15 protein-coding genes are annotated in these 18084 nt (G+C 61.4%); 14 read left to right on the forward strand and 1 reads right to left on the reverse strand.

The features are described from left to right. Nucleotides 1-28: 28 nt before the first annotated feature. The 6 genes from HK107_RS11985 to HK107_RS12010 all read left to right on the forward strand — a co-directional run bounded on the left by HK107_RS11985 (nt 29) and on the right by HK107_RS12010 (nt 8052). Complete coding sequence (locus tag HK107_RS11985; RefSeq protein WP_173200085.1) at nt 29-166, forward strand: hypothetical protein; 138 nt, start codon at nt 29-31, stop codon at nt 164-166. Nucleotides 167-757: 591 nt separating this feature from the next. After that, nucleotides 758-1969 (forward strand): TolC family protein, encoded by a 1212-nt coding sequence (locus HK107_RS11990; protein ID WP_173200087.1) that lies wholly within the window; start codon nt 758-760, stop codon nt 1967-1969. Next, nucleotides 1966-3672, forward strand: coding sequence for an efflux RND transporter periplasmic adaptor subunit (locus tag HK107_RS11995; protein ID WP_233061486.1), 1707 nt, complete (start codon nt 1966-1968; stop codon nt 3670-3672). The genes HK107_RS11990 and HK107_RS11995 overlap by 4 nt, the downstream gene beginning before the upstream one ends. 9 nt (nt 3673-3681) lie before the next feature. Further along, nucleotides 3682-6897, forward strand: coding sequence for an efflux RND transporter permease subunit (locus tag HK107_RS12000; RefSeq protein ID WP_173200089.1), 3216 nt, complete (start codon nt 3682-3684; stop codon nt 6895-6897). Beyond that, nucleotides 6894-7304, forward strand: coding sequence for a copper-binding protein (locus HK107_RS12005; RefSeq protein ID WP_233061488.1), 411 nt, complete (start codon nt 6894-6896; stop codon nt 7302-7304). Before HK107_RS12000 ends, HK107_RS12005 begins: the two co-directional genes overlap by 4 nt. A gap of 19 nt (nt 7305-7323) precedes the next feature. Continuing rightward, nucleotides 7324-8052 (forward strand): PepSY domain-containing protein, encoded by a 729-nt coding sequence (locus tag HK107_RS12010; protein WP_173200091.1) that lies wholly within the window; start codon nt 7324-7326, stop codon nt 8050-8052. A 2-nt stretch (nt 8053-8054) separates the two neighbouring features. Here HK107_RS12010 and HK107_RS12015 read toward each other — a convergent pair whose 3' ends face one another. Then, nucleotides 8055-8330, reverse strand: coding sequence for a metal-sensitive transcriptional regulator (locus HK107_RS12015; protein WP_173200093.1), 276 nt, complete (start codon nt 8328-8330; stop codon nt 8055-8057). A gap of 206 nt (nt 8331-8536) precedes the next feature. Between HK107_RS12015 and HK107_RS12020 the strand changes: the two genes are divergently transcribed. From HK107_RS12020 to HK107_RS12055, 8 genes are all read left to right on the forward strand, one after another. After that, nucleotides 8537-9061: a DUF305 domain-containing protein gene (locus tag HK107_RS12020; protein ID WP_233061490.1), complete on the forward strand. Its 525-nt coding sequence runs from the start codon at nt 8537-8539 to the stop codon at nt 9059-9061. A gap of 68 nt (nt 9062-9129) precedes the next feature. Then, complete coding sequence (locus HK107_RS12025) at nt 9130-9924, forward strand: MauE/DoxX family redox-associated membrane protein (RefSeq protein WP_173200097.1); 795 nt, start codon at nt 9130-9132, stop codon at nt 9922-9924. Nucleotides 9925-10384: 460 nt separating this feature from the next. After that, nucleotides 10385-12304, forward strand: a complete 1920-nt coding sequence (locus HK107_RS12030) for a copper resistance system multicopper oxidase (RefSeq protein ID WP_173200099.1) — start codon at nt 10385-10387, stop codon at nt 12302-12304. Continuing rightward, nucleotides 12301-13095: a copper resistance protein B gene (locus HK107_RS12035; protein WP_173200101.1), complete on the forward strand. Its 795-nt coding sequence runs from the start codon at nt 12301-12303 to the stop codon at nt 13093-13095. The genes HK107_RS12030 and HK107_RS12035 overlap by 4 nt, the downstream gene beginning before the upstream one ends. A gap of 9 nt (nt 13096-13104) precedes the next feature. Beyond that, nucleotides 13105-14088, forward strand: coding sequence for a DUF2231 domain-containing protein (locus tag HK107_RS12040; protein WP_332871545.1), 984 nt, complete (start codon nt 13105-13107; stop codon nt 14086-14088). Continuing rightward, the gene (locus HK107_RS12045; protein ID WP_173200103.1) at nt 14078-15397 is read left to right on the forward strand and encodes an APC family permease; all 1320 of its coding nucleotides are present in this window, start codon (nt 14078-14080) and stop codon (nt 15395-15397) included. The genes HK107_RS12040 and HK107_RS12045 overlap by 11 nt, the downstream gene beginning before the upstream one ends. Beyond that, nucleotides 15394-15852, forward strand: a complete 459-nt coding sequence (locus tag HK107_RS12050) for a hypothetical protein (RefSeq protein ID WP_173200105.1) — start codon at nt 15394-15396, stop codon at nt 15850-15852. The genes HK107_RS12045 and HK107_RS12050 overlap by 4 nt, the downstream gene beginning before the upstream one ends. After that, on the forward strand, nt 15849-18071 hold the full coding sequence (locus tag HK107_RS12055; RefSeq protein WP_173200107.1) for a copper-transporting P-type ATPase: 2223 nt from the start codon (nt 15849-15851) through the stop codon (nt 18069-18071). The genes HK107_RS12050 and HK107_RS12055 overlap by 4 nt, the downstream gene beginning before the upstream one ends. The last annotated feature ends 13 nt before the right edge of the window (nt 18072-18084 follow it).

Consider the following 18084-nt stretch of genomic DNA (forward strand, 5'->3'; position numbering starts at 1 on the left):
TGTGCCTGACGCTGGCGACGAAGCAACGATGGGCGACGAACAGAAGAACCCGACGCGGCAGGAAGCCAGCACCGAAACTTCGCTAGATAATGAAGGAGTTCAAAATGGTGCGGTCGAGAAGAGTCAAATTTCGATTTTACCCCATACATTTCAAGGCTTTATTTAGTTTTATTTTCGAAACTGTAGTGCGTTTTGTGGTGCAGGTCCTTCCCAGAACTCGCTTCAAAGGCGGCGGGTGTGCGGTGTCAAACTGATACCCCTCTGTGGTATTTGGTTCTTTAATCGTCTCATGTTAAGCGACTAGGAGATGGCCATGCTCAGACGCATAATCCTCCTCGCTGCCGCCTTGTTCCTGAGCGCGCAACCGGTGATGGCGTGCTGTGTTGAGGGCCATTCCGCGGTCGTAGAAGTTTCGCCTCCCTGCCACGATATGTCTTTGAAAGAACCGGGATCAGCCGGAGAATCCGGTGAGGTATGTCCCGGCTGTGCCGATTGCGAGACGGCTCTGGCAGCGAACGAATTGAAACCGAGCAAGCCTTTGCTCGACTCTTCGTTCGCGAAGGTCCTGCCCTCCACTTCTGCGCAACTTGGTGTCCAGTCCGAGGTTATCATCAATGGCGCGACGGGTCCGCCGCGCGTTTCACGAAGCCCAGCCGAAAGTCCGGTCTCTCTCTTCCAGAAGCTCCTGATCTGAACGCGGAGAGCGCGTGCGTGCAGCGCATGCGCAATTTCGCGTTTTTTTGATCATGGAGCTTCTATGCGTTTTCTGACAATTTTCTTGTTCTGTTGCCTGCCGTCTAGCGCAGTCGCGCAGACGTTCAGCGAGCTGGAGGGGCTCCTCCGGGACCATCCGGCCCTCGCCGTGTATGGGTACGAAACCGAGGCCGCGCTCGACCGTAGTCGCGCGGCGACTGCACTCCCCGACCCCGTCGTTTCCCTTGGTGTCAACAATCTGCCAGTGAGCGACCCGGCGTTCGACCGTTTCCTACCCACCAACCGGGCCATCGGTGTCCGGCAGGAATTCCCGAACTTCGCCGGGCGGCGCGCCAGGGCCTCGCAAGCGGAAGCTATGGCGGGACTATCGGAAGCAATGCAGGCGGCACGCTTCAGTGCTCTGAGAGCCGAGCTCATCGTCCTTCTTCATGAGAAAGAACGCATCGCAGCGGAACGGATGCTGGCTGAGGAGCGACGCGAAAAGTACGATCGCCTCTCCGACGTGGCGTCTGCGGAAATCAGCGGAGGGCGCCCCATCGTCTTTCGTCTTGCCGAGATCGAGGCTGAGCGTGCGGGCGTCGCCCGGCAACTGGCCGCGCTCCTCGAAGCCGAGGCCGCCGCCGACGCAGCGCTGATCGACCTCGTAGGCTTCGTGCCCACAATCGCAGCGCCGACGATCGAAGCCCGCGTTTGGGACGGCGACCCTGCCAGCTTCCACACTGTCCGTGTTCAGATGAACGATATCGAGCGGGCCGAAGGCGCAGTCTCCGAGGCGCGCGCGGCTTTCAGGCCCAATTGGGGCGCGCAGGTCACCTACCAGCAGCGCGAGGAGGGCTCAGGGGCACCAGGCGAAGTCTTCGCCGGTGACGACTGGGTCTCCGGCATGGTCACAATGACCGTCCCGCTCTGGGCTGGCCGTAGCCAGGCTCCCCGCCTCCGTGCTGCGAAGGCCGAAGAAGCTGCCGCTCGGTCGAGCTATCTGGCGGCGGCTCGCTCTGCACGGGCGCGCTACGAAGCTTTGCACTCTCAAATGGAAAGCGCAAAAGCCCAATTCTCGATCTTGGAAGCTGAAATCGCTGCGGTCGAAGACGAGATTCAAAGCCAGCTCAGAACGTATGAGAGCGGTGTCGGAGACTACGCTCCTATCATCGACGGCGAGATCACCCTCCTTCGTCTCGAGACGGAGATCATCCGTGAGCGCACTCGAGCCGCCCAGACTGCGGCGCGTCTGAACAGCCTGCTGGTGACGCCATGAGAATCCCAAGCCTTCTTCTCCTTGCCCTTCTCACAGCCCTCGCCGCGTGCGGGGAAGCTTCTCTTAAGCGTTCGGATACAGCCGAAGCAGAGAGCAGCGGGGAGGCGCTCTACACCTGCCCGATGCACCCGCACTACATTTCGACGGACCCTGATGGCTCCTGTCCGATCTGTGGGATGGATCTTGTTCCAGCCTCCTCGGATGCCGCCTTACCCACAACTGGCAGCGCTGGCATCGCGGTCACACCGGAGATCATCCAGACCATCGGTGTCCGGACGGCCGTCGCAAAGGTTACGCCGATGACGCAAATGCTGCGGGCCTTCGGAACCGTTGAAGCGAACGAACGTCAGGAGACTGTTGTGGCCTCCCGCGTCGAGGGATGGATCGAAGATCTCGCCGTCCGCGCGGTTGGGGATCCCGTCGATCCGGGTACGGTGCTTTACAGGCTCTATAGCCCGGATCTGATCGCCGCGCAAAAGGACTTCCTCAACGCCCTCGATATCGGCAACGAAGCGCGCATCTCGGCCGTGCGCCAGCGTCTGGTTTCGCTCGGCATGCAAGGGCCCTCCATCGCTGAGCTCGAACGCAGCCGCGAGGTGATCGAGCGCGTCGCGATCCGGGCGGAGGATGGCGGGATCGTCTCTGAGCTGAACACCCGCGACGGTGACTACATCAAGCCGGGTGACGATGTGATGACGCTCCAGTCCTACGAAGATGTCTGGGTGATCGCCGACATGCCCGAGCAGGACTTGCACCTCGTCTCCGCAGGCCAAGCGGCGACCCTCGACTTCCCCAGCGCGCCGGATGCCGACAGCAGCGGCAGGGTGGATTATGTCTACCCTACCGTCGATCCAGCCACCCGCACAGGGCGCCTAAGAATCGTGGTGAGCAATGCCTCCGGACGGCTGCGCCCGGGGGCCTATGCCGACATCCGCATCGAGACCGAAGCGGGGGCGATGCTGGCCGTGCCGAGCGAGGCCGTGCTTCGCGACAGCCGGGGTGCCCACGTCATCCTCGCTTTGGGCGAGGGCCGCTTCCTACCGCGTGTGGTCGAGACCGGCATGTCGGCCGGAGGCATGACCGAGATCGAAGCGGGCCTTCAAGAGGGCGATCGCGTGGTCGCTAGCGGACAGTACCTTCTCGATAGCGAAGCCAAGCTTCGCGAGGGCTTCTCCTCCCTCAACCGTCTGCAGGCTGACGAAGACACGCCGCTCGACAGGATTCCGCTCGATCAGGCGACGCTCGCCCAGATCGACCATTTCGCCGATATGGCGCTCTATTTCCACGAGGCGCTCACCGACGGCTATGCCATCGAGCCGAGCTTCATTGATCCCCTGCTTACCTTGAGTGAGAGTCTTGCCGGACGTTTTGGCGGCACGCGGCTCGGACCCATTGTCACCGAAACACAGGCTGCACTCCGCGAAGCCAAAGCTGCCGAGAAGGGCGAGCCCCTAGCCGAGGCGCTCTCTGACCTGATGGAAGCCTTTGAACCTTGGCTGATGGAGGGTGCTCCGCAGCATTATGCGGATGAAGGACTGACGCTGTTCAGGGATGTCAACGGCCACCTCTGGCTGCAAGAGAGCTCTGTTCTCCGGAACCCCTATGGCACTGCGGATGCCGAGTCGGTGGCCTGGCCGGAGCGGATGGCCGCCGTTCGGGAGACCGAGCCTCGGCCGGCCTCCGATCCGCATGCGAACCACTAGGGGGTTGTCGTGAGCAATATAGACGAAGACAACCTCACCGGGCAGGACCCTTCGACATCGGGGGTTGCACGGCTCATCGAATGGTCGGTCGCCAACCAGTTGATCGTTCTCGTCGCGGCCGCGGCGCTCGGGGTCTTCGGCTGGATGGCGGCGCGCGACACACCGCTCGATGCGATTCCGGACCTGACCGATACGCAAGTCATCATCAGGACCGATTTTCCGGGGCAAAGCCCGCAGATTATAGAGGATCTTGTCACCTATCCTTTGTCCTCGAACCTCCTCGGCCTTCCACGCACGAAGAACGTTCGTGCATCCTCCATGTTCGGGACAAGCTTCGTCTACGTCATCTTCGAGGACGATGTGGACCTCTACTGGGCCCGGAGCCGGGTGCTGGAAGCCCTCTCCCGCCTCGGCCCGGAGCTGCCGGAGGGTGCGGTTCCGCAAATCGGACCTGACGCAACCGGCGTTGGCTGGGTCTACCAGTACGCCCTTGTGGACCGGACCGGGCGGACCGACCTCGCTGGCCTGCGCTCCCTTCAGGACTGGTTTTTGAAGCTCGAACTCTCAGGCGTCGAAGGCGTGGCCGAGGTCGCCTCCGTCGGCGGCTTTGAGCGCGAGTATCAGGTGCTGGTCGATCCGAACCGCCTGCGCTCCTACGGCGTCTCCCTCGCTCAGCTCGGCCGCGCCGTGCAAGCAGCGTCCAGCGAAGTGGGGGGGCGCGTCCTCGAACAGGCGGAGACCGAGTTCATCATCCGCTCATCGGGCTATGTCGATGAGAAGAGCGATCTCGAGAATGTCGTCGTCTACGCCGTAGACGGATCGCCTGTCCTCTTGCGCGACGTGGCGCGGATCGTAGAGGGGCCCGCTCTTCGCCGGGGCATCACCGAGCTTAACGGCGAAGGCGAGGTGGTCGCGGGCATCGTCGTCATGCGCGACGGCGAGAATGCGCTGCAGGTCATCGACCGCGTGAAAGCGAAGCTCAGCGAACTGTCGCGTGGCCTCCCCGACGGCGTCGAGATCGTCACGGTTTATGACCGCGGGCCGTTGATCGAGGGGGCTGTCTCCTACCTTGAAGAAAAACTGATCGAGGAGGGCATCGCCGTCGCGCTGGTGATCTTCCTATTCCTCCTGCACGTCAGGTCGTCGCTCGTCGCAGTCGTCAGCCTGCCCCTCGGCGTCCTCGGCGCCTTTCTCATCATGTCCTGGCAGGGTGTGACCGCGAACATCATGTCGCTCGGGGGGATTGCCATCGCTATCGGCGCCATGGTCGATGCGGCCATCGTGCTGGTGGAGAACGCCAGCCGGAAGCTTGCGGACCTCGATGCCGACGCGTCAAAGAGCGAGCGCCGCGCGGTGATCCTTGCTTCGGCTAAGGAAGTCGGGCCGGGCATCTTCTTCTCCCTGCTGATCATCACCGTCAGCTTCCTGCCCGTCTTTGCCCTGACCGGGCAGAGTTTCCGGCTCTTCAGTCCCCTCGCCTTCACAAAGACCTACGCCATGGCATTTGCGGCCCTATTGTCTGTGACGCTCGTTCCCGTGCTGATGATACATCTCCTGAAGGGCCGGTTCAGGCGCGAGGACGAAAATCCGGTGAGCCGCTTTTTAGTCAGGCTCTACAAACCTGTCCTCGACCTCGCCTTGCGCTTTCGCTGGTTCACCATCGGTATCGCGGCTCTCATCACCGCCAGCGTCATCGTGCCGGTCAGCCGTGTCGGTTCAGAATTCATGCCCGCCCTCTACGAAGGCGAGCTTCTCTACATGCCCACCACCCTACCCGGCGTCTCGGCGACGAAGGCACGGGAACTCCTCGGGCAGACGAACCGGCTCATCATGACCGTGCCCGAGGTCGAGCGTGCCTTCGGTAAGGCCGGGAGGGCCGATACCGCCACGGACCCGGCGCCGTTGACAATGATCGAGACCTGGATCGAGCTGAAGCCGAAGTCTGAATGGCGCGCAGGCGTCACAGCCGAGGATATCATCGACGATCTCAACGCCCGGCTGGACATTCCGGGCCTCGTCAATTCGTGGGGCTACCCGATCAAAATCCGTATGGACATGGTCTCCACCGGCATCCGCACCCCCGTCGGGATCAAGGTGACCGGGGACGACCTCGCCGGGATCGAGCGAGTGGCTAGTCAAATCGAACAGGCGGTCTCCGGCGTTCCAGGCACTCGCTCTGCCTTCGCGGACAGGGTTCTAGGCGGGCGCTATCTGGAAATAGAGCCCGATCGGCTCAGCCTCGCCCGGCACAATATCAACATGGAAACCTTCCAGACGGTGATCCAGATGGCACTTGGCGGTATGCGGATGAACCAATCCGTCGAAGGCCGAGAGCGCTACGACATCATGTTGCGCTACGATCGTCCGTTCAGGGAGGACGTCGAAGACCTAGGAGACATCCTCGTGACCTCGCCTTCGGGTGCGCAGATTCCCCTCGGCGAGCTGGCGAGTGTATCCTACGCCGAAGGCCCTCCGATGATCCGGTCCGAGAACGCCCGGCTGACCGGTTGGGTGTTCGTCGATATTGAGGGCAGGGACATGGGATCCTATGTGGCCGAGGCGCGCGAGATGATCGCGGGCGCCGTCGACCTGCCGTCCGGCTACGCCGTTGCCTTCTCCGGACAATATGAGGAGTTCGAAAGAGCGAGCGCGCGGCTGCGGGTGGCGGTCCCTGCCACGGTGGCGATCATCTTCCTCCTTCTGATGCTGCATTTCGGAAGGCTCGACCGGACACTGATGATCATGTTGTCCCTGCCCTTCGGCCTCGTCGGTGGGCTCTGGGCCGTCTGGCTCGCTGGCTACAATCTTTCGGTGGCTGTCGCTGTTGGTTTCATCGCGCTGGCGGGGATCGCGGTGGAGACGGCCATCGTTATGCTGCTCTACATCGACGCCGAAGTTCGGGAGCGGCGTCCGAGGAGCGTGGACGCTTTGCTCGATGCGGTCGCCCATGGTGCTGCGCTCCGACTCCGTCCTAAGCTTATGACCGTCCTGACGATCTTCGCCGGTCTGCTGCCGATCTTCCTCACCGAAGGCATCGGCTCTGACGTCATGCGCCGGATCGCACTTCCGATGGTGGGCGGGATGGCATCAACCCTTCTTCTCACCCTTCTTGTCCTGCCCTCGCTTTACGCACTCTGGGTCGGACGCAAGTTCGGCGGAAGCCAAACGGCTTCGGACGAAGACACTCGTCAGCTACCCCATGACATAACAGGAGAACCGTCATGACTTTGAAAACTCTTCCCCTTTCCCTTATCGCGACCTTGGGTCTGGTTGCCTGCGGCGGTAGCGAAACATCGTCGGCTTCACCGAGTGAGACGATTACGGACAAGCCGATGGACCATTCGGGTCACGATATGTCAGGCGACACGGGCCATGCCGCAGGAACCATCGTTTCCGTGGCCGAAGGCGAACTCGGGATCGACCATGGACCCATCGACGGCATCGGTATGGATGCCATGACAATGCTCTTTGGCACCATGGGCGACGTCGATGCTACTGCGTTCGAAGAGGGCGACGAGGTCTCTTTCATGGTCAAGCGCGGACGCGACGGCTCCTACCGGATCATGGCCATTTGCGACACCGGCGAGGCCGGGACTGACTGCCTCGACGGCATGATGCAGCACGACCACTAGTCTGCAGGACAGAAATGCCATGACGATCCTTAAATGGTCCGTACGCATTCATAAATGGATCGCACTCCTAATCGGCTTCCAGATCTTGCTTTGGATTGCCGGTGGGTTCGTCATGAGCGTCGTTCCGATCGAGCAGGTCCGCGGCGAGCACAAGATAGCGGAGGCGGAGCCCAGTGCTCTCTCGCCTCTGGGCATGATACCTCTCGTAAAGCTGTCGGATCGCCATGGCCTCAACAAGATGCTAGCAGCGGAAACCGGCACCCTTCTGGGCGAGCCAGTCTGGCGCATCCGGCACGTGGACGGCAGCCAAGCTACCTACAGCGGTGATACCGGGGCCGAACTGACGCCTGTCGACGAGACCCTGGCCCGCGCCATAGCACTTGCGGATTATTCGGGTGGCGGGACGCTTCAGACCCTCGACCGGCTCGAAGAGCTGCCGAGTGAGATCGGTGGCGACGTGCCGGTTTGGCGAGCGGTCTTCAGCGATCGGGACCGCACCACACTCTACATCGATGTGCAACGCGCGGAGGTCCGCTCACGGCGCTCGGCGACCTGGCGATTCTACGACTTCTTCTGGAAGCTTCATATCATGGACTATGATGACGGGAGCGATTTCAACAGCCCGCTTCTCATCACCGCGGCCGGTGCCGGTCTAATCGCAGCTCTCTCCGGGCTCTCGCTACTTTTCTTACGTATGCGCCGCTTGCTTATCGCGGCACGCAACAAGCGGCGCGTACGAGCCAGCTGACCCTATTTCTTCTTGCCGCCTAGCACAGCGACGAGTTCTTCGACTTTCTCACGCCGATCATCAACATTGTCCGATGTCAGGGCGTGCTCGACGCAGGTTGCTAGGTGGTCGTCAAGAATGACGGTTTCGAGACCAGAAAGAGCAGCCTTAATCGCTTGCACCTGACGTACGACGTCGATGCAGTAGCGGTCATCTTCGATCATCTTTCCGATGCCGCGCACTTGCCCCTCAATCCGGGCAAGACGGCGCTTGGCGGCAAGTTTGGTATCATCCTTCATATTATACTCCGTAAGGGGTATTCAAATGTAGAAACCACGAACCTTTCACGCAAGTCAGTTATTCGCCTCAAGCCGTGAAAACGGTCGGAAGTCCTGCATCTATGCGCCTCTGAACCTGATTTTTTGTGGGTTCTGGTGGAACGGGCACCGTACACCAAGCGTTCAGCTGGGAGATACCCGGTGAGGGTTAGCCTCAGAGGATGAGTATGGAACAGAAGAAAAGCAGCTACGGTCGCTTCCTGGCGATGGTTGGAACGTCCACCGCCATCATGCTCGGGCTGATGTATCTCAACACTTACGAATGGAGTCATGTGAGGTGGAGCGAGACGAGGTTTTACATGACCTTCGTCATGGGCGCGACCATGGCGGTCGTGATGCTCGCCTTCATGCTCGGAATGTACCGCAACACGAAGATCAATATAGGGATTTTCGCGGGGAGCGCTCTGGTGTTCGTGGTGGCGCTCTGGCTCGTCCGCAGCCAGACCCTTGTCGAAGACGAAGCGTGGATGAAGGCCATGATCCCGCACCACTCCATCGCCATTCTCACCTCCGAAAGAGCGGGCATCGACGACGTTCGTGTCCGCGAACTGGCCGATGAGATCATCCGTGCACAACGACGCGAGATCAAGGAGATGGAGTGGCTCCTCAACGACATCGCCGAGAACGGAGAAGCGCGCACTGATGCGGAAGCCGAGGCTCGACCCGTGCCTGACTTTGAAGGTGAAGAATGACTGTGGGACTTGCCAAACCCACGATGATTATATACCCCCAAGGGGTAATGAGAGGCTAGGAACTCCGAATGAGTGCCACCACCCTTAGTTCTGCCCACGAGACGCAAGCCGCCACGAAGACGGCTCGTCTCTACCGCATGGTGATGCCGGGGCATGTCTGCCCTTACGGCATCAAGTCGAAATGGTACCTTGAGCGGAAGGGCTACGAGGTCGAAGACCATCATCTCAGAACCCGTGAGGAGACCGACGCCTTCAAAGAGGAGCATGGGGTGAAAACGACGCCTCAGACCTTCATTGATGGCGAGCGCATCGGGGGCTTCGACGCTCTCAAGAAACATTTCGACTCCAGCCTTGCCAAGAAGGAAGGCGAAAAGACCTACACACCTGTTCTCGTCATCTTTGGCGTCTGTGCACTGATGGCTTGGGGCGCGAGCATCGTTGCCACAGGCCAAGTCATCAGCCTGCGCGGTATCGAATGGTTCGCGGCTTTCTCGATGGCCGTGCTCGCGATCCAGAAGCTCCGCGATGTCGAGAGCTTCTCGACCATGTTCCTAAACTACGACCTCCTCGCGAAGCGTTGGGTGCCCTACGGATACATCTATGCTTTCGCAGAGGGGCTCGCGGCGGTTCTGATGATCGCGGGCGGAAGTTTGGCACTTGTCGGCTCTCCGATTGCCCTTGCAATCGGTACGATCGGCGCCGCCTCGGTCATCAAAGCTGTCTATCTCGATAAGCGCGAGCTTAAATGCGCCTGCGTCGGCGGCGACTCGAACGTTCCCCTTGGCTTCCTCTCTCTCACCGAGAACCTGGTCATGATCGCCATGGGCATCTGGATGCCGCTTAAGATGTTGGTGCTTGGCTAGCATGATCCGGTTCCCGTCCTTCATCCGAGCGCTTCTGGTCCTGCTCACGATCGTCCTTGCGAGCGGTCATGCGATCTGTGGGGTGGCTGTTACCGAACCCTTGGCAAAAGCCATGTCGGCCGACGGCGCAATGCCCCAAGGCCATCACGGAGAGAGTACGGACCACGAGGGAGGCAATAAGGCGCCGTGCCCGGACGATTGTGCACACTGTGAAAGCGCTTCGGATTTCCTGACGAGCGCTTGGGATTGGCCGGGCGATTTTTTCACTGCCGCAGTGATTGGCCAGAGCCAGAAGGTCGCCAGCGCTCGCCCTCGCAAAGAGAGGCTCACCCTGCCCGCTCGAGGGCCGCCCCTGAGGCGACGAACGCCCACTTCGGAACATGACCGCATCCTCCAGTGAGAATACTCCGCAGGCGAGCTTTCGCCTTTGCCTTCGGAGTCTCACCAGAACGAGGATATTATGCTCAATCGACGTCATTTTCTAACCGGCACTGCCGCAGCGCTCACTGCACAGTCCCTTCTGCCTGCCTGGGCTCAATCAGGACCCCGCGGAAATACGGGTCTGCAGCGCGTCACGAACAACCGTTTCGATTTCACCATCGATCACACGCCTATCAGTATCGACGGACGCAGGGCGCCTGCGGTGACCGTCAACGGGACCCTCCCCGCTCCTCTCGTGCGCCTCCAGGAGGGAGAAGACGTCCTCCTCCGTGTCGAGAACAAACTTGATGAGTGGTCTTCGATCCACTGGCACGGCCTCCTCGTTCCGTTTGAAATGGACGGCGTTCCCGGGGTGAGCTTCCCAGGCATCGCGCCCCGCTCGACGTTCGAATACCGCTTTCCGCTGAAACAGGCAGGCACCTATTGGTATCACAGCCACTCAGCCTTCCAGGAACAGCTCGGCCTTTACGGCCCGCTCGTCATCGACCCTGCAGGGCCGGAGGCGGCTCCCTATGACAGGGAGTTCGTGATCGTCCTGTCCGACTGGACCTTCCAGGATCCGCACCGGATCTTCGCCGAGCTCAAAAAGATGGGCGACAGCCTGAACTACCAAAAGCGCACCGCCGGGGATCTCATCGCCGACGCGAGGGAAGACGGACTCGGTTCGGCGCTCGAAAACAGGGCCATGTGGGGCCGTATGCGGATGATGCCCACGGACATCGCCGACGTAAACGGTGCGCAGTACACCTACCTCGTCAATGGCCACGGGCCTTCCGACGACTGGACGGGCATCTTCGAACCGGGCGAGAGCGTCCGCCTGCGGATCATCAATGCCTCCGCCATGTCGATCTTCAACGTCCGCATTCCGGGCCTGCCGATGACCGTGGTGAATGTGCATGGCCTCGATGTCCGGCCGGTGACGTTCGATGAGTTCCAGATCGGCACGGCTGAAACCTATGACGTCATCGTCGAGCCGCAGGACCGCGCCTACCGGTTGGTCGCGGCCTCGATCGACAGTTCGGGTCAGGCCCTCGCAACGCTCACCCCCCGCATGGGCGAGACGGCGGAGGCACCGCCACTACGCCCGCGCCCGCTTCTCACCATGAAGGACATGGGCATGGCGGGAATGGCAGGCATGTCCGGCATGGACGCTTCAATGGCGACCCCTGACGAGCCGGGAATGCAGGGACAGGGTCACAACCTCTCCTACCCTGACGATCAGCCTAAGGACAGAATGAAGGACGGTATGCACATGGGCCACGAGAGCCCTGGCATGACGGAGCACGACCACCCGATGGGGCCCGCCGTGGCCGCGACGGCCATGAACCCCGTTAGCCGCCTCGACGAGCCGGGCATAGGCCTCGAGCGAGTGCCTCACCGCACGCTTTCCTACAGCCAGCTCAGAAGCCGTCACCCCAACACAGATCGGCGACCTGCCGAACGCGAGATCGAGCTGCACCTGACCTCCAACATGGAACGGTACATGTGGTCCTTCGACGGCGTGCGGTTCTCCGAGGTCGAGGAGTCGATCAAGCTCTACCACGGCGAACGTGTACGGATGACGCTTGTCAACGACACGATGATGCCGCACCCGATCCACCTCCACGGCATGTTCTTCGACCTCGTCATCCCTGGTTACGAGGAGGACGAAGACGGTGAACGCTACCTTCCGGGACTGCACACCATCCTCGTGAAGCCCGGCGAAAAACTCTCGGTCGAGATGACCCCGCCGGAGCTCGGCGACTGGGCCTTCCACTGCCACCTCCTCTACCACATGCATGCTGGCATGATGCAGGTCGTCAGTGTGCTTCCCCCGGACGAGCGGCCACCCTTGCAGATGGTCGGAATGGGACCACCGGCCGCCACGAAGCCGGACAAGGACCACGACGCTATGTCCCATGGTGATCACGGAATGACCGGGATGGGAGGCGACCAATGAGACACTTTCTCAACAGCCTTGCGGTCCTAGCTGTGACGGTCGCCGGCAGCTCCGCCTTCGCACAATCGAGCAGTGCGAACCCCTGGGATGCTGCCGACGCAGTCTATGGTCCCGATACGATGCGTAAGGCCCGCGAGCGGCTTCTTGAGGAGAACGGCCGGACGCCCTTTGGCCTCTTCATGCTCGACCGGTTCGAGTGGCAGGACACGGGCGGGGACGGAACGCTTCTGTGGGATGCGCAAGCCTATTACGGCGGTGATCTTCGGAAGATCTGGATGAAGACCGAGGGCGATTATGCTCTCGATGAGGGCGCCCTCGAAGAGGCAGAGGTCCAGCTCCTCTATTCCCGCGCGATCTCGCCCTTCTTCGATCTCCAGGCGGGCATTCGCCACGACATCGAGCCCGACGGGCTGACCCATCTCGCGATCGGTATCCAAGGCCTCGCGCCCTACTGGTTCGAGACGGACACGGCGGTGTTCCTGTCCGAGGATGGCGACGTCACCGCCCGCATTGAAGCTGAACTCGAATGGTTCCTGACCCAAAGGCTGATCCTCCAGCCAAGGATCGAAGCCGAACTCAGTGCCCAGACGATCGACGACCGAGAGCTCGGTTCAGGCCTTACCTCGCTCAGTATCGGCGGTCGCCTGCGGTACGAGTTCGCCAGAGAGTTCGCGCCCTATATCGGCGTGGAGCACCGCAGCAGCTTCGGCGGAACAGCTGACTTCATCGAAGCGGCCGGAGGCGATCCGAGCGAGACCCTTGGTGTCTTCGGTACACGGATCTGGTTTTAGGAGGCCGTCGTGAATCTCGATCTCATCGAACCGAACATCCATCCCATTCTGGTTCACTACACACTGGCTTTCGCCAGCACGGCAGCCATCCTCTATCTCCTGCGGCTGGTCCCGAACCTGCGGCAGAGGCAGGGCATGACGATCGCGGCGGATTGGATGCTGTTCCTCGCGGCGGGATTCGTCATTGCCACGATCGCCGCGGGCTTTGAAGCCTACTACAGCGTGGCCCATGACGGGCCCTCGCACGAGGCGATGACCACGCACCGGAACTGGGCCGTGCCTTCGGGGCTCGCCGTTCTAGCCGTTGCCACGTGGCGCTGGCTTTCGCGCAAGGAAGCGCCTGGCGGGGGCCAGGTCGCAGGAATCGCCGTCGCGGGGCTCCTGGTCGTGATCACCGCATGGTGGGGCGGCCAGCTCGTCTACAGCTATGGCCTCGGCGTGAAGCAGCTCCCCGAAAGCTCAGGGAACGGACACGACCATGACCACGGGGGCGAAACCAGCGGCGATCACGAAGACGATGGCCATGACGGCGACAGTCATGCCGATCAGGGCCTGACAACCACGGATGGAACGGACTTCGAAGCAGACCTCTCTTCGCCCAATGCCGCAGTCAAAAGCCTCGCCGCAGCCTACGCAACGGGACAGGCCGAAGCCGTCAGATCGGTCCTGTCGAGCGACGTCCTCATCGCCGAAGGCGGCAAGATCGAAGACGGCTTCGCTGCCTATGCAGGCCATCACCTACCGGCGGACCTCCGCGCCTCTCAGGAACGGACGTCAAAAGTCCTCGAGCGGAAGACCATCCGCCTAGGGACAAACGGTGCTGCAGTCATCACCCGCTCCCGCGTGGAAGGTACCAGCGGAGCAAGCATCCTCCTTGAAACGGCTCTGCTCGAACAACAGGGAGACGCCTGGAGCATCACCCACCTGCACTGGAGTTTCAGCGCCGCCCCTGCGCCCTCGGATAACCATGGAGACGACAGCCATGAGCACTAACGACAATTACGACGAAGGAAGCCTGTCTCTCTGGGGCACCGTCGCCATGGGCACTGGCGTCATGATCGGTGCAGGGATCTTCGCCCTGACGGGGCAGGTTGCGGAGCTCTCCGGGGATCTCTTCCCCTTCGCTTTCGTCCTTGCAGCGATCATCAGCGGGTTCTCCGCCTACAGCTATATCAAGGTCACGAACGTCTATCCGTCCGCAGGCGGGATCGCGATGATCCTGAAGAAAGCCTACGGGAAGAGCACCGTCACTGGCGCAGCCTCGCTCCTGATGGCTTTCTCGATGATCATCAATGAAAGTCTCGTGGCACGCACATTCGGCAGCTATGCCTTGAGGCCCTTCGGCGTTGAGGAAGGCAGCTTCATGGTGCCGGTCCTCGCGGTCGGCCTCGTGGTCTTCGCCTTCGTGGTCAACATCGCCGGAAACAAGTGGATCGGCGGGATCAGTCAGGTCGCGGCGGTGATCAAGATCGGCGGGATCCTGATCTTCGGGATCGTCGCCATGTGGGCGGCGGGGTTCTCGTTCGAGCCCTACCAGAACGGCGTTGCGAATTCGTCCGGCATCGGAGGCTTCATCGCCGGAACAGCCCTCGCTATCCTCGCCTATAAAGGGTTCACGACGATCACCAATTCCGGCGGCGAGGTGAAAGAGCCGAAGAAGAATGTCGGCCGTGCGATCATCATCTCTCTCGCCATCTGCACGATCGTCTACCTCGTTGTGGCCTTCGGAGTCGCCTCGACCCTGACCGTCGATGAGATTGTCGCGGCCAAGGACTACGCGCTAGCGGAAGCGTCGCGCCCAGCGCTCGGCAATCTCGGTGTCGGTTTCACGGTTGTTATTGCGCTGATCGCTACGGCGTCCGGCATTCTGGCGAGCGTCTTCGCCGTCTCTCGCATGCTCACCATGCTGACGGACATGGACCTCGTTCCGCACAGTCATTTCGGCATGTCCGGGCCGATCCAGCGGCATCTTCTGGTCTACACGGTCGTCATGGCCGCAGTGCTCGCCGCCTTCTTCGACCTGACCAGGATCGCTGCGTTGGGAGCCATCTTCTACCTCGTCATGGACATCATCATCCATTGGGGCGTCTTGAGAAAACTCAAGAGCGACGTCGACGCGAGGGCCTGGGTTGTCTGGACGGCCATCGTCCTCGATGCCGTGGCTCTGACCGCCTTCACTCTGATGAAGGCGCAGCAGGACCTTTTCGTGGTCGCGATCGCCGTAGTCGGCATCATCCTCACATTTGTTCTTGAGCGGATATTCCTGCGCCAGCAATTGCAGAAAGAGGAGCAACACGGATGAAAGAGCGCTTCACCAGGCTTTTCGCGAGGCCGGAGATGGCAGTGGTCATCTTCGCCTTTCTCCTGAACTTTATTTGGGAGTTCTGGCAGCTACCCTACTACGCCAACGCGCCGAACATGCCGCACTGGGAGGGTACCAAGATGTGTACCCTTGCCACGTTCGGTGACGCAGGCATTGCGCTCGCAGCCTTTCTGGCGGCGAGCTTCGTAGCCGGAACCCGGGACTGGTTGCGAGACGGTGCGGAGAAGAAAACCATCGCAACATTCATCGCCGTTGGCCTCGCCATCACAGTCAGTGCTGAATGGGTGCTCGCGGACCTTTTGGGTCAGTGGAGTTACGCCGAGGGTGCTCCGACGATCTTCGGCATCGGTCTGACGCCTTTTCTACAATGGTTGGTCGTCCCGATTTTCGTCATTCTCCTCGCAAGACCCTACCTCAGAGGGATGCAGACATGAGCCACGATCCGTGCACGCATCACAATTCACTTGATGGTGCCGATGCCAAAGGGGAAGCCGCCCCGAATGGTAAGTTCGATCACGTGCCGAAGGACTACGATGGTACGGTCTTCACCTGCCCCATGCACCCGCAAGTGCGCGAGACGAAGCCTGGTCCGTGTCCCATTTGCGGCATGGCGCTCGAGGCCGAAGGCGCGGCCCAGCAGCCTTCGGACGATACCGAGCTGAAAGACATGACCCGCCGGTTCTGGGTCTCAGCCATTCTTACCCTGCCGCTTCTCGCCTACACGATGGGCGATATGATCCCCGGTCAGCCCCTTGGGGAGATGATCGAAGGCAACTGGACCCAGTGGGCGCAGCTCTTTTTCGCAGCGCCCGTCGTTCTATGGGGCGGCTGGCCGTTTTTCACCCGCGGCCTCGCGTCTTTCAGAACGGGGCATCTCAACATGTTCTCGCTGATCGCGCTCGGGGTCGGTGTGGCCTTCGTCTATTCGCTCATCGCCACGTTCCTGCCGGCGATCTTCCCGCCTGCCTTCCGCGGACCCGGCGGTCATGTCGCCGTCTATTACGAAGCTGCGGCCGTCATCGTCACGCTGGTCCTGCTCGGCCAGGTATTGGAGCTTCGCGCGCGAAGTGCGACGTCCGGTGCGATCCGCGCGCTTCTCGAACTCGCCCCGCCCGAAGCGCTGCGCATCGCACCGGACGGCTCCGATGAAATGGTACCGATTGAAGAGCTCAGCGAGGGTGATCGCTTGCGGGTGCGTCCCGGCGAGAAAGTCCCGGTGGATGGCACGGTCGCCGAGGGCAGGTCCAGTGTCGATGAGAGCATGATCACCGGCGAGCCCCTTCCCGTCTCGAAGTCAGAAGGCGACAAAGTGACGGGAGGGACCGTCAACGGCTCTGGCGGTTTCATAATGGTGGCTGATCGTGTCGGGGAAGATACCGTCCTTTCGCAAATCGTCCGAATGGTGAGCGAAGCCCAGCGTTCTCGAGCTCCCATCCAGAAAACCGTGGACAAGGTGTCCGCAGTCTTTGTGCCAACGGTGATCGTCACCGCGATCATTGCCTTCATCGCGTGGTGGGCGCTCGGCCCGCAGCCTGCATTCAGCTACGCCTTGGTCAACGCTGTCGCCGTCCTTATCATCGCCTGTCCCTGCGCTCTCGGTCTTGCGACGCCCATGTCGATCATGGTCGGGACCGGTAAAGGTGCCCGGCACGGCATTCTGATCAAGAACGCCGAAGCTCTCGAGTCCTTCGAAAGCGTGGATACCGTGGTCGTCGATAAGACCGGTACGCTGACCGAGGGCCGGCCCGCTCTCGTCGGTATCGAAGTCGCATCCGGTTTCGACGCGGACGCCCTCCTTGCGGATGTGGCGGCGGTCGAGCGGAGCTCCGAACATCCCCTCGCCGAAGCGATCGTGAACGGCGCAGCAGAGCGCTCCTTGACCATACCGCACGCTGAAGGATTTCAGTCAGTGACCGGCCAGGGCGCCCACGGCTCGGTGAGCGGTCGTCGTGTCGCCGTCGGGAACAGCAAGCTGATGGCTTCGGAAGCTGCCGCGAGCGATCACTTCCAAGCGGCCGCGCGCCGAAGAAGGGCTGACGGCGAAACTGTCATGTTCGTCGCCGTCGACGGCGTGGCGGCCGGGATCATCGCGGTCGCCGACCCGATCAAAAAGAGCACCCCGGAAGCCATCGCCATGCTCCACGCAGCAGGGCTCGAGATCGTCATGCTCACCGGCGATGCAAAAGGCACAGCCGAAGCCGTCGCAACCCGACTCGGTATCGACGCGGTGCATGCGGATGTTTCGCCCGAAGACAAGTTTTCCGTCGTGTCCGAACTCCAAAAAGGCGGCAAGCGCGTCGCCATGGCTGGCGACGGCATCAACGATGCCCCTGCGCTTGCCAAGGCCGATGTCGGTGTAGCGATGGGCACGGGAACCGACGTGGCGATGGAAAGCGCAGCCGTGACCCTGGTCAAAGGCGATCTTCGCGGCATTGCCGCCGCGCATCGCCTGAGCAAGATCACGATGCGGAACATTCGGGAGAATCTCTTTTTCGCCTTCGTCTACAACGCCGTCGGCGTCCCGGTGGCTGCCGGTGTTCTCTACCCGTTTTTAGGCATTCTTCTCAGTCCGATGATCGCCGCAGGTGCGATGAGCCTGTCCTCCGTATCGGTCATCGGTAATGCGCTCCGCCTCCGTCGGCAAAAGCTTTAACCCTCCGAGGTTT

This window comes from Parvularcula mediterranea (genome assembly GCF_013085255.1).
Taxonomy (GTDB): Bacteria; Pseudomonadota; Alphaproteobacteria; order Caulobacterales; family Parvularculaceae; genus Parvularcula; species Parvularcula mediterranea.

Excerpts from the sequence above, each read along its gene's own strand:
- HK107_RS11985 (WP_173200085.1), top strand. The coding sequence starts at position 29 with ATGGGCGACGAACAGAAGAACCCGACGCGGCAGGAAGCCAGCACCGAA.
- HK107_RS11990 (WP_173200087.1), top strand. The coding sequence starts at position 758 with ATGCGTTTTCTGACAATTTTCTTGTTCTGTTGCCTGCCGTCTAGCGCA.
- HK107_RS11995 (WP_233061486.1), top strand. The coding sequence starts at position 1,966 with ATGAGAATCCCAAGCCTTCTTCTCCTTGCCCTTCTCACAGCCCTCGCC.
- HK107_RS12005 (WP_233061488.1), top strand. The coding sequence starts at position 6,894 with ATGACTTTGAAAACTCTTCCCCTTTCCCTTATCGCGACCTTGGGTCTG.
- HK107_RS12010 (WP_173200091.1), top strand. The coding sequence starts at position 7,324 with ATGACGATCCTTAAATGGTCCGTACGCATTCATAAATGGATCGCACTC.
- HK107_RS12015 (WP_173200093.1), bottom strand. The coding sequence starts at position 8,330 with ATGAAGGATGATACCAAACTTGCCGCCAAGCGCCGTCTTGCCCGGATT.
- HK107_RS12020 (WP_233061490.1), top strand. The coding sequence starts at position 8,537 with ATGGAACAGAAGAAAAGCAGCTACGGTCGCTTCCTGGCGATGGTTGGA.
- HK107_RS12025 (WP_173200097.1), top strand. The coding sequence starts at position 9,130 with ATGAGTGCCACCACCCTTAGTTCTGCCCACGAGACGCAAGCCGCCACG.
- HK107_RS12030 (WP_173200099.1), top strand. The coding sequence starts at position 10,385 with ATGCTCAATCGACGTCATTTTCTAACCGGCACTGCCGCAGCGCTCACT.
- HK107_RS12035 (WP_173200101.1), top strand. The coding sequence starts at position 12,301 with ATGAGACACTTTCTCAACAGCCTTGCGGTCCTAGCTGTGACGGTCGCC.
- HK107_RS12045 (WP_173200103.1), top strand. The coding sequence starts at position 14,078 with ATGAGCACTAACGACAATTACGACGAAGGAAGCCTGTCTCTCTGGGGC.
- HK107_RS12050 (WP_173200105.1), top strand. The coding sequence starts at position 15,394 with ATGAAAGAGCGCTTCACCAGGCTTTTCGCGAGGCCGGAGATGGCAGTG.
- HK107_RS12055 (WP_173200107.1), top strand. The coding sequence starts at position 15,849 with ATGAGCCACGATCCGTGCACGCATCACAATTCACTTGATGGTGCCGAT.